Origin of the sequence: Methylobacter sp. BBA5.1, assembly GCF_000746145.1 — a bacterium.
GTDB lineage: Bacteria > Pseudomonadota > Gammaproteobacteria > Methylococcales > Methylomonadaceae > Methylobacter > Methylobacter marinus.
The window spans coordinates 17,228-29,004 of sequence record NZ_JQKS01000046.1 but is presented as its reverse complement, the minus strand read 5'-3'; the positions used below and the strand labels follow the sequence as shown (position 1 = coordinate 29,004).

Below are 11,777 nucleotides of genomic sequence, written 5' to 3'. Positions count from 1 at the left end.
TATAGGGCGTCTGTCGTTTGACCGCTTCCGACAATTGCCAGCTGGTTTTGCGCTCAACCGGGCTGAGCAAGCCCGTCACGTAATCCAGTGCCCGTTGCCGCATGGCCTGCCGGCCAAAGTGCCGGCCTATTCTGACAAACCAGGTCTGCAGCTCCGATTGCCAGTTCGCCGCCTGGGTCACGAACTGCTTTGCCATCGCATTCATCATTCACCTCGCCAATGCTTACGATCAAAAACACATTAGACTGTGCGGGCAACATCAATATCCCTGAAATTACAACTGTAGTACTAGCAGCATGCGCCGGGATGTGGCTGTTTTATATTCAGCATCAGTACGAGGATGTTTACTGGGCGCGCGAACAGAACTGGGATATGACCGATGCGGGGTTGAAAGGAAGTTCTTATTATAAATTGCCGAAAGTGCTGCAATGGACCGTCGGCAATATCGGATTGCATCATATCCATCACCTCAGAGCGAACATACCTAACTATCACTTGCAACGCTGTCACGATGAGGTGCCTGCCTTACAAACGGTAAAGCCGCTGACTTTCCGTAAAAGCCTTAAATCCCTGTGGTTAAACCTCTGGGACGAAAACCGGCAAATACTGGTGAGTTTCCGTTCGATTAAAAAACTGAACCGCCTGCAAAAAACAACCTGATCCGCAAAAACCGACTTGTAGCCCGGAAAACTCGCCTAAGATCGTACGAAAATCAAGCCGCTTTAGCCGGCTTCAGTCTGGCTCCTGCATCTTCCCTCTGGCTGAGGGAATGCGGGAAATGGCGTAATCATGTCCCATCGATGCAGTCGACGCGCCTGCCTCCCGCCAGCAGCGAGCACTCGTGTATAAAGACGAGTGCTCTGAGCAGGAACCGGCCTTGGAGGCTGGCCGTCCGGTTCCCGCTCAGGCGGTGCGGAATGCATTTCCATGCTTTGCATGGAATATGAATTTTACCGGTCAGCTGTATTGCTTTTGATTGGTAAACATTCGGCGTGCTTTCGCAGGTTGCCGCTGACTGCTAGATCTATCGGGCCAGGAAGGGCCGTTTTGGGCACATATAAGCGCATCCACGAGATTGTCAAACACCCCCCAGCACTTTAGCCCTTTATTAATGAGGCAATGCACTGAAAATACCTGCTCGGAGCGGAGAATGAAAGGTGATGTCGGCGTGGATCCGCGCAGCAATAACGGATTAACCAAATAGCCATTGATAAAGTCTTCCGCCAAATATTCAGTACCGTCGTCAAGTTTAAACTTAGCCATAATCATAATGTCCTCTGATCCATTTTCATGCGTTTTATCAAAGAGTAACACCTGCAAACTTAAGTTTGCTTTAAATAGACAACCTGCTCGCGCGAATCCTTCGGGTAGAGAGACGGTACGCTGCGTCATCTCTTCTTCCTGAGGACTCGCATGCAAGGCGTCTTGCGCATTGAGCTAAAGTCAAATGCTGAAGGAATGGCCCAATTATCAAATCGACAATCACCATGCCCGCGCTGTGAACATGAGGTGCCGCTGTGAGGGCGAAACCGTAAGTTTCTGTTCAAATGCCCCGCTGGTCCTATTATGCCAATTCAATTTGTCGTCAACCCGCCATCAATGTTGAAAATAGCACCCGTTACCCACTTGGCAAGATCAGACGCCAGATAGACGGCTGCTCCGCCTATATCCTCGGGTTGGCCTATTCGGCCTAACGGATAAATCTTTTCAATCATAGTCTGGAACTGCTTGGCTGCATCAGCCGGCATGTTTTCCAGGGTGGTACGCACCAATTGCGTATCGACTGTTCCAGGCGCAATGGCATTGACTCGAATCCCTCTCGAACCGAGTTCGGATGCCAGTGCTTTGGTAAATGAATCCAGCGCTCCTTTGGTTAGCGAGTAGACCGTGGAGGTTCGCCCCGGGATCATTCGATGAGAAAAATAGGATGAGATATTAATGATGCTGCCTCGCCTTTTTTCTAGGGCAGGCATCAGACATTGGGTAAAAAGATAAGGCGCTTTAATGTTAAGCGCTATCAGGGCGTCCAGTTCATCATTCGTCACTTTTTCAAACGGTGAAAATACCGCGGTTCCCGCATTGTTGACCAGGCTATCGATAGCCGGCCATAGCTCGGTAATCTGTCTGGCGGTCTCTGAAACCGCCGAAGCATCCGATAAATCAGCTGAGATGCAGTGCACTTCTCGTTCACTAATGGCCAAGAGCTGAGAACGCGCATCCTGCAACTTTTTTTCGCTACGCGCGATGATGACGACATCGGCACCATTTTCAACGAATGCCTTTGCGATACCCAGGCCGATACCGTCGCTGCCGCCCGTGATGACAGCTTTTTTATTCTGTAGTTGAGGCATTATCAGTCCACTCGGTAAGCCACCACCTGGTTTTCCATAAGCAGCGGGACAATAACCAGGTGTTTTTCAGGCAGGTAGTAAAAATCGGCTGAACTCTTCTTTAATGGCAGTGACTTTTCAATATGCCCGCTTTTATTGATCAGTAAAAGCTCGCCTTTGAGAAAGTCGCTGACCAGCCATTTGTCTCTGGCGTAACGGGCGATTCCGTCCAAATTAAGCCATTGGCCTTCATGATCGAGCGTCTCGATCTGTTGGGTTTTCAGGGATATTTTTTTAAGGTTGCCGGAGGTTTCCGTGGTGAAGTCCTCCTTTGGATTCCTGCCCCAGCTGGCCACATAAAGATGAGTCTTATCCGCCCAGAGGCCATTGGGCGAATTCAGTTCGGGATCTTCCAGCCATATCTTCAGTTCGCCATCTTCCAGGGTATAAATACAGTTGCCAGTCCAATCCGAGACAAAGACTTTTCCATCTTGATTGATAGCGATACCGTTGAGCACTCGGGAATCGCTCGCCTCGTAACGGGCCACTATCTTGCCGCTGTCAACATTGATGACCACCAGCTGCTTGACGTCGGCGACATAGAGCTTGTTTTTGTACAGGGCAAGTCCTTTTGGCGAATGCAGGCCGGTAATCCAGTCCACATCGATCAACTTGCCGTTGCCGTCAAGTAAACTGATGCTGCCATTGCCATCCTGCTCCATGACGCCGCCATTCACATTTGAAACATAGTATCGGTCATGGGCGACATCATATTCGGCCGATTCCGGCATTTTGAATCCTGAAGTGCTCCAGACTATTTCAGCAGCAAGCGCCTGGCAAGTAAAAATCAATCCAGCCAGCGTAGTTACAACTTTAAACGTTCGTCTCATTACAAAACTCTTATTGATATTGGGAACTATACGGAGCAAAAACTTACTGTAGAAGCACGTCGGCCACGCCTCTCATGTCGAGGGCTACGATGTCCGGCTTCCTGGCCAGCGGGCATCTGTCCTACCTGCTTGTCGTGCGAACGAAAGACTGCCGAGCCTTCGCCGCCTGCCTGCGCGAATACATTCAGCGGATTAGTCAGGATGAGCGATCCAAGCGACGTGGCGGCCAGTATGAACTTTCGCCTACTGAAGGACCTATTCATTTCACTGTTCCAGTCTGATCACCGGCACTGCGAGGTTCCTCCCAGGTTCGAGAAGCGAACATTGCATCCACCGGCGTATGGAAAAGGTGGTTGGTATAATTGCTCAAGGTTTTGACGGCAATGGCCAGAATGATCTCCAGAATCTGCCGTTCACTATACCCGGCGGCAAGAAACGCCTCGACATCACGGGTTTGCGGCAAACCGCGCTGCTCGACCATCACCCGGGTAAACTTGGCCAATGCCGACAGCCTCTCATCAGGGAGCGCTGTATCGTTGCGGATGGCGTCAGTCACTGCGCTTGGTACGTTCGACATTTTGTCTGCAACGAAACTGTGTGCCGCCATGCAATACTCGCAGCCGTTCAACCGACTGATCGTCAGGAACACGACCTCCTGTTCGGCCGGCGTGAAGCCGGATTCCGCCCGGAAGGCCGCGTAGCCCTGCTGGTACATATCAAACAGCCCTGGCGAGTTGGCCATTCTTGCATACATGTTCGGAATGAAGCCTAGTTTTTCCTGCGCCTGCTGAAGGCCCGTCCTGGCTTTCGGCGCAGCGTCTTCAATCGTTTTTGCTGTCAACTTCAGTTTATAGTCTGCCGACATGATTTTCTCCATAATGATCGTTGATAAAATTTTCTTGTACCTCCTCTACAGGCGGGAGGGCGTCATCCGGGCGCATCGAGAGACTGTTGCCGTGAGCCGCTCAGAAATTCATCCAGCTTTCTGAACATCCGTTTCATCATCACCGTCATCACGGGATTCATGAACAGCGCATCCATGATCTTCCCAAAGAAACCGAATGTGGTCGTGTATTCGATATCGATATAGACTTCCGACGTTTCCGCCCCGATAGCGCGTACGCCGAAAGTGGCCAAGGAACGCTTCATCAACGGCATGGTCGTTTCATAGATATCCACGGTATAGGACTGATTTTCCTGCCAGTCCAGCACCCGTTCTTTGAGCTGAAAGCCGCCCATGTTCATTTCACAGATGCGTACTGCCCCAACGCCGCAGCTCTGTTCACCCTCGATATAAGATTTACCGATCATCGGATGGATGCGGTGGATGTTGCCGTAATCCTTGAGCCATGCCCATACTTGGTCCGCAGGGTGGTTGAAGGTTTGCTTAAGATGAATTTGTCCCATGATTTTTCCTTATCTAAACTTAAAGTGTTTCGATTTACGGGGTATGGCAATACTTCGATCTGTTGCATGCCTTGCCTTGATCTTGATGCTGAAAGATCAAGTTGCCGAGAATCTTTCTGAACAATTGCGCTCCTCAATTTTGGTGCATTATCTGCTAGACTGAACATCTACAAATTTTCGCTATTGAGCGAGAAATTCGTGGATAAAGATTAAGGGACTCCGGATCGTTTTCCCATGCTCAGGATTCCGGAATTTATGTGCGTTAGTTCGGGAGAAGGATTTGGATGCGTTGACTTCACTGATCAATGGCTTGAGTTTGCATGCCAAACTTGCTTATTCGGGCGGTTTTTGTGGTCGCTGGCTGATTGATCACAACTCTGATCAATCGATCTGGTTTCATCTTGTCAGCAAGGGAAGGAGCTGGGTGCATTCGCTCAGTTGGCAAACGCCGCTTGCGCTGGAAGACGGCGACTTGGCTTTATTCCTGCCCCATGCGGCAAAACATTATCTGTCCTATAGCGGTGATCATCTGCCGGCTGATGCAACGGCCACCCTAACCACAACCTGGGAGGCAGGAGACACCGGGTTCGTATGCGGGGAAATTGAGCTGGGCCTGCCGAAATCGGCGTTATGGCAAGCGTTGCCCGCTGAGATTGTCATCAGAAAATCTCAGGCCGGCGAGATACTGGGAAAGCTGATCGAGCTTATTGTCAGTGAGTCAGCCGGCAACCGCTTTGGCAGCGGCTCCGTTGTTGAGCGCCTCTGCGACAGCATTTTTGTCTTGGTGGTGCGTCATTGTCTTGACGAAGGCCTGGTACATCGAGGCGTGTTTGCGGCGATGCAGGACAGCCGACTGGAAACCGTGCTCGGACTGATGCATCAGGAACCGTGGCAGCCCTGGACAATTGCCGAACTCTGCTCGCGTGCAGGCATCTCCAAAACGGTGCTTTCTGAAAAGTTTACCGAGCTGATCGGGGCTTCGCCCATCGAATACCTGGTCTCGTGGCGCATGCAGATCGCTGCACACTGGCTGAAAGAGCCCGATATGACCATAGAACGGGTCGCCGAGCGTTGCGGTTATGATTCGGCATCAGCCTTCAGCAAGGCATTCAAGCGGTCTTTCGGGTTTTCCCCCGGCGTATATCGACGTGGACAGCAGGAAACAAACCATCAGGTGTAGCAACTGCCCGCGCTTGATCATGTTCGGTATGGTCGCTAATCCAATAAATTTTTGTAAGGTTTCATGCTGTTCTTGCGACTGAAGGCATATCGTAGTATGACTCAAGGAGCGTTCTCATGCGCACAAGCTTCTTATTCGCCGGCGTTGGCGTTCTGGCCTATGCAGACTGCGCCAGCGCTAATTTCAGAGGCTTCATGAATTTGCCGGGAAGCGGCTATGCCCGTCACGTCCAAGTATCGGGCGACAAATCCTGCCGCTTCGGTTTGTTCGATGACACATCGGTACTCCATGCTGGCACTGTCAGGGAGGCCGGCGCATGTTAGTGAAAGCCGGGGCTAAAGCCACCGGACTGTTGACAGAAGCCCTGCTGGCCGAACATCGTCCGGTACTGTTCCGCTATGCCTTGCTGCAACTGCGCGATGACGAACTGGCCGACGATGCCGTGCAAGAGACCTTATTGGCCGCCTGGCAATCGGCATCGACGTTTGAAGGCAAAGCCGGCTTACGGACCTGGCTGATCGGCATTCTGAAACATAAGATCGCCGATCACTGGCGGCGTAGCGGCCGGGAAATCGTCACCTCGGACATCGGCTTTACCGATACCGATGAGAGTGATAGCGACGAAGACGATTTTTTCATGAGCAACGGCCAATGGAATGGCGGCCCGAGTGCCTGGAACGATCCGGAAGCAGCCCTCAGGCAGCAGGAATTCTGGGGCATCTACGAAACATGTCAGAACAATCTGCCGCCAAAGATGGCCCAGGTCTTCATGCTGCGGGAACTGGTCGGCCTGGAAGCCGACGAAATCTGCCGCGAAACCGGCCTCAGCGATGCCAATTACTGGGTCATCATGCATCGTGCCCGGCTGCGGCTGCGCGAATGTCTGGAAATGCGTTGGTTTAATCAATCGAAACGAAATAAGGAGAAGCGTCATGCGTAGCTGCCGCGACATTACGGCGCTGGTATCCCAGGGCCTGGACAGAAAACTCAGCTTGGGCGAACGTCTGGCCATCAATTTGCATATCATGATGTGTTCCCGCTGCCGAAGCTTCCAGCGCCAGACCCGGTTCATCCGCAAGGCCGCCCGGCGCTATACCGAACACTTGCAAAGCCGCTCGGGCAAAAAAACATAAAGCAAATGACGAAACAGATCATATGGCAGTCCACGCTAACCTGTCCGGTATGCGGTTACCGAAAAACCGAGACGATGCCTCGCGATGCCTGCCAGTGGTTTTATGAATGCCAGGGCTGCCATGCCTTGCTGAAGCCAAAGCCGGGCGATTGCTGCGTATTCTGTTCCTATGGCAGCGTTGCCTGTCCGCCGGTTCAACGGAGTGACGGACAGGCCGGCTGCTGCCGGTAATGCCATTCCCGATTCAAAGCCAGTTTCTTAAACGCTGCGGCCAGCTCTTGCCGCTACCTTCTCCGACCGACAGATACGGCAGCGATTCATCCAGCAAGCGAGCCAGCAAGTCATGATCGATCAGGGCTTGCAGATCCTGGGCATGGGTTGATTTCATAGGCCGCCTTCCTTGGATTAGGTCAATTTGATTCGGCAGCTGATAAGGTTATCTGTGTTAAGTCGCGAACCAGTGAAGCTTCCTCATCCCACCACCTGAAAAAATTTTTTCCGACATGAATGACATGGGCGGGCCAAATAATTTTGTAAGGAATTAAAAAAACGCCTCGACTGATAGGGCAGGAAGGCACTGTTGCTTGTCCTGATCACATATCAAACCCTTGGAGAATCCTTGATGAACAAAAAAACCTTATCCCTGACTTTGAGCAGCGCCCTGGCTTCGACATTGCTGAGCACAGCGCCCGCTATTCAAGCCGGCGAAAATCCGTTTGCGATGTCCAGCATTAACCAATCTCAACAATTGGCGGCCGCCGATGATAAATCCGCTGAAGGCGGTTGCAGCGGCAAAGTGGCTGAAGGTAAGTGCGGTGAAGGCAAATGCGGCGCCAACAAGATGAAAGGCGCCGAAGGCGGTTGCAGCGGCAAAATGCCGGAAGCCGGCTGTAGCGGCAAGATGACCGAAGGCGGTTGCGGCGCCAAAACCGAGTAGTAAGCCGGAGTAACCGCCGATGATCACCTCCAATCCATTTGGTCTGGCCGGCTCCGGTCTAGGATTGCGCCGCGCGCTGTTGCCGGCGCTACAAGCCGGTATGCCGGGCAACATCGATTTTTTCGAAGTCTCGCCGGAAAACTGGGTGGGCGTCGGCGGTCAGTTGGGCAAGCAGTTTCGCCGCCTGACCGAGCGCCATCGTTTCGTGGCGCACGGTCTGGCGTTGTCGCTGGGCGGTCCGGCACCGCTTGATACCGCGTTTTTAAGCGAGCTAAAACAGTTTCTCGCTCATCACGATTTTGCCTTGTACACCGAGCATCTGAGTTTTTGCAGCGACGAAGGACAGTTGTATGACTTATACCCAATTCCATTTACCAGTGAGGCGGTCAGGCATGTTGCCGGTCGCATTCGTCAGACTCAGGATATTCTCGAGCGGCACATCGCGCTGGAGAATGCCTCGTACTACCTTCAGCCGCCACAGGCGGAGATGGACGAGCTGACTTTCATCAACGCCGTATTGACCGAGGCTGATTGCCATCTGCACCTGGACGTCAACAACATATACGTCAACAGTGTCAATCACGGCTACGATCCGGTGGCGTTTTTGCGTGGCTTGCCGGGCGAGCGCATCGTCTACGGGCATGTCGCCGGCCATGATAGGGAGCCTTCCGGGTTGATTATCGACACCCACGGTCAGAACACTATCGAGCCGGTGTGGGACTTGCTGGCTGAAGCCTATCGCTGCTTTGGCGTGTTTCCGACTTTAGTTGAGCGCGATAGCAACATTCCGCCGCTGGCCGAATTGTTGACGGAAGTTGAGCGCATACGTGCCTTGCAAAAGCACCATCTATATTGCCGCAACGCGGATGACATCAAGGGGGCGGCCGCATGAACCAGACACCGCTATTTCAACAACAGCAACGGCAATTGTTGCATTACTTGCGTCAGCCGCAAACCACACAGATTCCCGCCGGCTTTGCGCCGGAACGCCTGGCCGTGTATGCCGATCTGCTCTACAACAAATTCGACGAAAGTCTGACGGCCTGCTTTCCAGCCATTCACCGTATCCTGTCGCCAGCTGACTGGCGGTCATTGCTGCTGGATTTCATCGCCGGACATCGCTGCCTGACCCCGTATTATCGGCAGATTCCTGATGAATTCGTGCAATATCTGCAACAGGAACGCGATCGAGCCGATGATTTACCCTTCCTGGCAGAGCTTGCGCACTTCGAGTGGATCGAACTGCAGCTGTCGATCGCCGAGAGTGAACCGATCACGATCACACCACTGACCCGCGAGCAATTACTATCCGGCACAATTGTTTTTGCGCCGGTCATGCAGTTGCTGCACTACCAGTGGCCGGTGCAGGACATCGGCCCTCACGCTCTGCCTACTGAACCGCCCGCTGCGACCACCCATATCCTCGGCTTTTGCGACAGCGACGAGCAGGTACGGTTCATCGCCCTCAATCCGGCCACGGCCTATTTGATCGAGCTGTTAAATAACGGCCTGACCGGCGAACAGGCCCTGCAGGCGATGAGAGGCGAGCTGACGAATGCGCAGTTTATAGAATTAACCCGATTCGGTCTGAATACACTGCTCGATTTACACCACCAAGGCGCTATCATCGGCGTCCGCCCCACAAGTCATCCGGAGCATTACTCATGAACAATCTGACGACATCCTACTATGGTAACCGCTCTGCCAACCTTATTTCATCCGGCATCCAACAGGTTTGTGCCTTACCGGGCAGGCTTTCCTGCTGGTTTGACCGCAACGCGCATGGCCTGGCGCCGGTTTTTCCGAGATTGCTGCTGGCTTATGAATTTGGCGAAGCCGGTCTGGAAAAGCTCAATGGTGAAAACTGGTTTGCCGATTTGAGCTTTCCATTTCCCTTCAATTTGCTAACTGCCGATGTCAATTGGACCCTGGCGACAGGCCTGGAGATCATCGCCCCGCTTGCGCTAATCCTGGGCTTTATGACCCGGTTCTTCAGCGCCGCATTGATGATGCTGACTATAGTGGCTATCGCCGCTGTGCACTGGCCTGTCGAATGGCATTCTCTGGTCGAGTTATGGAAAGGTTACGCTATCACAGACCAGGGTCACGGCAATTTCAAACTACCGCTAATGTACTTGTTGATGCTGACCACGTTATTGTTCAGCGGTGCCGGACGGTTGAGCATCGATGCCTGGCTGCGTTTTCGCTTATGCCAGGAGTTAGAACACGCCTGAAGTTAGCTGTCAGGCAGGCGAGCAACTGGATGCGAAATCCGGCCGACATCAAAGCATTGTTCAACAATACACCGGATCCGGTGCGGGCAACAGAGTTGCGAGAAAAAATGCTGCGGGACGGGCTTCCCATTTAATGCCCGTTGCTGACCTGAAATCGTTGCAGATAATGTAAACCGGCGTGGATGGATTGCAAGTCCTTACAGGTATATTGTGGGCACAAACCCATAGGGCATAAATGAATTCGCACCTACAATTCCCTGATTTATTCCATGCCCATTACTAATGGCAATTTATCAGAATGAAATTTTACGTATGGAATTATCTTTAGAATTCCGAAAGCGAAAAGTCGAGTCTAAATCGGCTATCGAAGAAAAAAGTGCTGTGTCAGTGCTGACAAGCAGCGGATTTGCATCCAGCAAAATGGCATGATTTGATTTTTGTAAGCTATCAAATACCAGGTCAAACGCCGCATTATCGATTGGTGATGCAGCAGCAATCTTTTTCATTGACGCATTCAATACCTCAAGTATTTTTGACTTGTAATCAGCTATCGGGGGATAGGCAATCCGCTCAAGGTGCCTTGCCTGACTGGCCCCTACCCAGCAGCGTCCCACCATAAAACAACGAAATTCCGCCCAGGGTGGAAAATCAATCCAGTTGCGCACGATGATGGCCATCGGATGATGGTAATCTAGCGCCATGCGCAGATCCGCGGCGCAGCGCTCAGAGCCTTCAAGGATGATCGCCAAGGCTTGTGCGCCATCACGAATGCACAGGCCGTTGTGCAAGGCGTATATAGAATCTTTAGGACTGCGTGAGCTTAAGCGGATAAAACAGGCCCGGTTTTGTTTAGCGATAACGGCATCAAGGCGATGGGCTAGATGGATCAAGGGCTGCGTCGAGGCGGGCGTGAACCAATGCCTGAAGCCCATAATCTGGGCGCCAAGAGCATTCATTTCGATCCGATCAACAGGAACAATGTCATAGCCTGGCGCCAAATCTCTCCAGGCTTTAGGCCAAGCATCAATGAAAGTGGTTTTGGCGGCAGAAAAATCATAAGGGGGTAACCAGGCAACTCGCTGGTTATTAGCCATAAACGCGTCGCACCCAGGCTTCTAGCGATTCACCTTCGTCCGGCTCTTCATGCAACGCCAACAGAAACTCCACAAAAGAATTGGCAACATCGGCGATATTGTCGTAGCCGGGAAGTTCACCTGCGCCAATATCAGCTTGATAGTCGCGCTGCCAGAAATAAATTTTGCCAAGGTTATAGTCCTTAATGCCAATTAAAAACTGACTGTCCCCAGGATTACACGCAAAGCACAGGCAATCTTGAGGAATACGGTGTTTGTAATCATTCCAGATACGCAAAAAGTCCATATCAGGGGAAGAGTTAATCTCAGCAAACTCCTGAAGGCTTGCAGCCGGTCCAATTCGAGCCGCTTCAGACCCTGGTTTCCAATACAAGCGTACCCAGGCTGATTTATTAAGCGGTATGCTGCTTGGGCGTGGCAAACCACCATTCCAGCGCAAATAATAACTGCGCAATTGTGCTGGAAGTTGCGTACCTAACTTTGCCTCAAGATCGTACAAATCCTTCTCGTTGATGGGTTCGCCAGGTTCTATTACATCAAAATTAATATTTTCAAGAACAAATTCAGCCATGG

Annotated in this window: 18 protein-coding genes and 1 pseudogene; 10 read left to right on the top strand and 9 right to left on the bottom strand. The window is 52.0% G+C overall.

What is annotated here, in order from left to right; all coding sequences use genetic code 11:
• Positions 1–208, bottom strand: a pseudogene (locus EK22_RS20370) (IS701 family transposase); the annotation flags it as partial.
• Between the two features lie 11 nt (positions 209–219).
• Between EK22_RS20370 and EK22_RS20365 the strand changes: the two are divergent.
• Positions 220–660 (top strand): fatty acid desaturase, encoded by a 441-nt coding sequence (locus EK22_RS20365; protein WP_235209463.1) that lies wholly within the window; start codon positions 220–222, stop codon positions 658–660.
• A gap of 297 nt (positions 661–957) precedes the next feature.
• Here EK22_RS20365 and EK22_RS20360 read toward each other — a convergent pair whose 3' ends face one another.
• From EK22_RS20360 to EK22_RS23340, 5 genes are all read right to left on the bottom strand, one after another.
• A complete protein-coding gene (locus EK22_RS20360; RefSeq protein WP_020160127.1) occupies positions 958–1,392 on the bottom strand; it encodes a hypothetical protein in 435 nt (144 codons plus the stop codon).
• Positions 1,393–1,574: 182 nt separating this feature from the next.
• Complete coding sequence (locus EK22_RS20355) at positions 1,575–2,351, bottom strand: SDR family NAD(P)-dependent oxidoreductase (RefSeq protein WP_036253976.1); 777 nt, start codon at positions 2,349–2,351, stop codon at positions 1,575–1,577.
• Positions 2,352–2,353: 2 nt separating this feature from the next.
• Complete coding sequence (locus EK22_RS20350) at positions 2,354–3,220, bottom strand: NHL repeat-containing protein (protein ID WP_235209462.1); 867 nt, start codon at positions 3,218–3,220, stop codon at positions 2,354–2,356.
• A 259-nt stretch (positions 3,221–3,479) separates the two neighbouring features.
• The gene (locus EK22_RS20345) at positions 3,480–4,085 is read right to left on the bottom strand and encodes a carboxymuconolactone decarboxylase family protein (RefSeq protein ID WP_036253985.1); all 606 of its coding nucleotides are present in this window, start codon (positions 4,083–4,085) and stop codon (positions 3,480–3,482) included.
• A gap of 62 nt (positions 4,086–4,147) precedes the next feature.
• Positions 4,148–4,627: an SRPBCC family protein gene (locus EK22_RS23340; RefSeq protein WP_051962000.1), complete on the bottom strand. Its 480-nt coding sequence runs from the start codon at positions 4,625–4,627 to the stop codon at positions 4,148–4,150.
• 280 nt (positions 4,628–4,907) lie between these two features.
• Between EK22_RS23340 and EK22_RS20335 the strand changes: the two genes are divergently transcribed.
• The 5 genes from EK22_RS20335 (at position 4,908) to EK22_RS20315 (ending at position 7,170) form a co-directional block, all read left to right on the top strand.
• Positions 4,908–5,807, top strand: coding sequence for an AraC family transcriptional regulator (locus EK22_RS20335; protein WP_020160122.1), 900 nt, complete (start codon positions 4,908–4,910; stop codon positions 5,805–5,807).
• A gap of 116 nt (positions 5,808–5,923) precedes the next feature.
• A complete protein-coding gene (locus EK22_RS20330; RefSeq protein ID WP_020160121.1) occupies positions 5,924–6,130 on the top strand; it encodes a hypothetical protein in 207 nt (68 codons plus the stop codon).
• Complete coding sequence (locus EK22_RS20325; protein ID WP_020160120.1) at positions 6,124–6,747, top strand: sigma-70 family RNA polymerase sigma factor; 624 nt, start codon at positions 6,124–6,126, stop codon at positions 6,745–6,747. The genes EK22_RS20330 and EK22_RS20325 overlap by 7 nt, the downstream gene beginning before the upstream one ends.
• On the top strand, positions 6,740–6,940 hold the full coding sequence (locus EK22_RS20320) for a zf-HC2 domain-containing protein (protein WP_020160119.1): 201 nt from the start codon (positions 6,740–6,742) through the stop codon (positions 6,938–6,940). The genes EK22_RS20325 and EK22_RS20320 overlap by 8 nt, the downstream gene beginning before the upstream one ends.
• A 5-nt stretch (positions 6,941–6,945) precedes the next feature.
• The gene (locus EK22_RS20315) at positions 6,946–7,170 is read left to right on the top strand and encodes a GDCCVxC domain-containing (seleno)protein (protein WP_020160118.1); all 225 of its coding nucleotides are present in this window, start codon (positions 6,946–6,948) and stop codon (positions 7,168–7,170) included.
• 13 nt (positions 7,171–7,183) lie between these two features.
• Here EK22_RS20315 and EK22_RS24425 read toward each other — a convergent pair whose 3' ends face one another.
• Positions 7,184–7,327 carry a hypothetical protein gene (locus EK22_RS24425; protein ID WP_020160117.1) on the bottom strand — a complete coding sequence of 48 codons (144 nt, stop codon included), beginning with the start codon at positions 7,325–7,327 and terminating at the stop codon, positions 7,184–7,186.
• Between the two features lie 234 nt (positions 7,328–7,561).
• Here EK22_RS24425 and EK22_RS20310 point away from each other — a divergent pair, with 234 nt between their 5' ends.
• Genes EK22_RS20310 through EK22_RS20295 form a run of 4 tightly spaced genes read left to right on the top strand, consistent with a single transcriptional unit; the run spans position 7,562 to position 10,110 of the window.
• Entirely contained in the window at positions 7,562–7,876 is a 315-nt protein-coding gene (locus EK22_RS20310; protein WP_036253974.1) for an HvfA family oxazolone/thioamide-modified RiPP metallophore, read from the top strand.
• A gap of 19 nt (positions 7,877–7,895) precedes the next feature.
• A complete protein-coding gene (locus EK22_RS20305) occupies positions 7,896–8,768 on the top strand; it encodes an HvfB family MNIO-type RiPP peptide maturase (RefSeq protein ID WP_020160115.1) in 873 nt (290 codons plus the stop codon).
• On the top strand, positions 8,765–9,544 hold the full coding sequence (locus tag EK22_RS20300; protein WP_020160114.1) for an HvfC family RiPP maturation protein: 780 nt from the start codon (positions 8,765–8,767) through the stop codon (positions 9,542–9,544). The genes EK22_RS20305 and EK22_RS20300 overlap by 4 nt, the downstream gene beginning before the upstream one ends.
• Positions 9,541–10,110 carry an HvfX family Cu-binding RiPP maturation protein gene (locus EK22_RS20295; protein WP_020160113.1) on the top strand — a complete coding sequence of 190 codons (570 nt, stop codon included), beginning with the start codon at positions 9,541–9,543 and terminating at the stop codon, positions 10,108–10,110. The genes EK22_RS20300 and EK22_RS20295 overlap by 4 nt, the downstream gene beginning before the upstream one ends.
• 293 nt (positions 10,111–10,403) lie before the next feature.
• Here EK22_RS20295 and EK22_RS20290 read toward each other — a convergent pair whose 3' ends face one another.
• Positions 10,404–11,204 (bottom strand): cell division cycle protein 123 family protein, encoded by an 801-nt coding sequence (locus tag EK22_RS20290; protein ID WP_036253973.1) that lies wholly within the window; start codon positions 11,202–11,204, stop codon positions 10,404–10,406.
• On the bottom strand, positions 11,197–11,775 hold the full coding sequence (locus EK22_RS23920) for an SMI1/KNR4 family protein (RefSeq protein WP_081917997.1): 579 nt from the start codon (positions 11,773–11,775) through the stop codon (positions 11,197–11,199). The genes EK22_RS20290 and EK22_RS23920 overlap by 8 nt, the downstream gene beginning before the upstream one ends.
• Positions 11,776–11,777: the final 2 nt, after the last annotated feature.

Coding starts and splice junctions, on each gene's coding strand:
- EK22_RS20300 (WP_020160114.1), top strand. CDS start 8,765: ATGAACCAGACACCGCTATTTCAACAACAGCAACGGCAATTGTTGCAT.
- EK22_RS23920 (WP_081917997.1), bottom strand. CDS start 11,775: ATGGCTGAATTTGTTCTTGAAAATATTAATTTTGATGTAATAGAACCT.
- EK22_RS20325 (WP_020160120.1), top strand. CDS start 6,124: ATGTTAGTGAAAGCCGGGGCTAAAGCCACCGGACTGTTGACAGAAGCC.
- EK22_RS20310 (WP_036253974.1), top strand. CDS start 7,562: ATGAACAAAAAAACCTTATCCCTGACTTTGAGCAGCGCCCTGGCTTCG.
- EK22_RS20345 (WP_036253985.1), bottom strand. CDS start 4,085: ATGTCGGCAGACTATAAACTGAAGTTGACAGCAAAAACGATTGAAGAC.
- EK22_RS20290 (WP_036253973.1), bottom strand. CDS start 11,204: ATGGCTAATAACCAGCGAGTTGCCTGGTTACCCCCTTATGATTTTTCT.
- EK22_RS20330 (WP_020160121.1), top strand. CDS start 5,924: ATGCGCACAAGCTTCTTATTCGCCGGCGTTGGCGTTCTGGCCTATGCA.
- EK22_RS20305 (WP_020160115.1), top strand. CDS start 7,896: ATGATCACCTCCAATCCATTTGGTCTGGCCGGCTCCGGTCTAGGATTG.
- EK22_RS20295 (WP_020160113.1), top strand. CDS start 9,541: ATGAACAATCTGACGACATCCTACTATGGTAACCGCTCTGCCAACCTT.
- EK22_RS20365 (WP_235209463.1), top strand. CDS start 220: ATGCTTACGATCAAAAACACATTAGACTGTGCGGGCAACATCAATATC.
- EK22_RS20320 (WP_020160119.1), top strand. CDS start 6,740: ATGCGTAGCTGCCGCGACATTACGGCGCTGGTATCCCAGGGCCTGGAC.
- EK22_RS23340 (WP_051962000.1), bottom strand. CDS start 4,627: ATGGGACAAATTCATCTTAAGCAAACCTTCAACCACCCTGCGGACCAA.
- EK22_RS24425 (WP_020160117.1), bottom strand. CDS start 7,327: ATGAAATCAACCCATGCCCAGGATCTGCAAGCCCTGATCGATCATGAC.
- EK22_RS20315 (WP_020160118.1), top strand. CDS start 6,946: ATGACGAAACAGATCATATGGCAGTCCACGCTAACCTGTCCGGTATGC.
- EK22_RS20355 (WP_036253976.1), bottom strand. CDS start 2,351: ATGCCTCAACTACAGAATAAAAAAGCTGTCATCACGGGCGGCAGCGAC.
- EK22_RS20360 (WP_020160127.1), bottom strand. CDS start 1,392: ATGACGCAGCGTACCGTCTCTCTACCCGAAGGATTCGCGCGAGCAGGT.
- EK22_RS20350 (WP_235209462.1), bottom strand. CDS start 3,220: ATGAGACGAACGTTTAAAGTTGTAACTACGCTGGCTGGATTGATTTTT.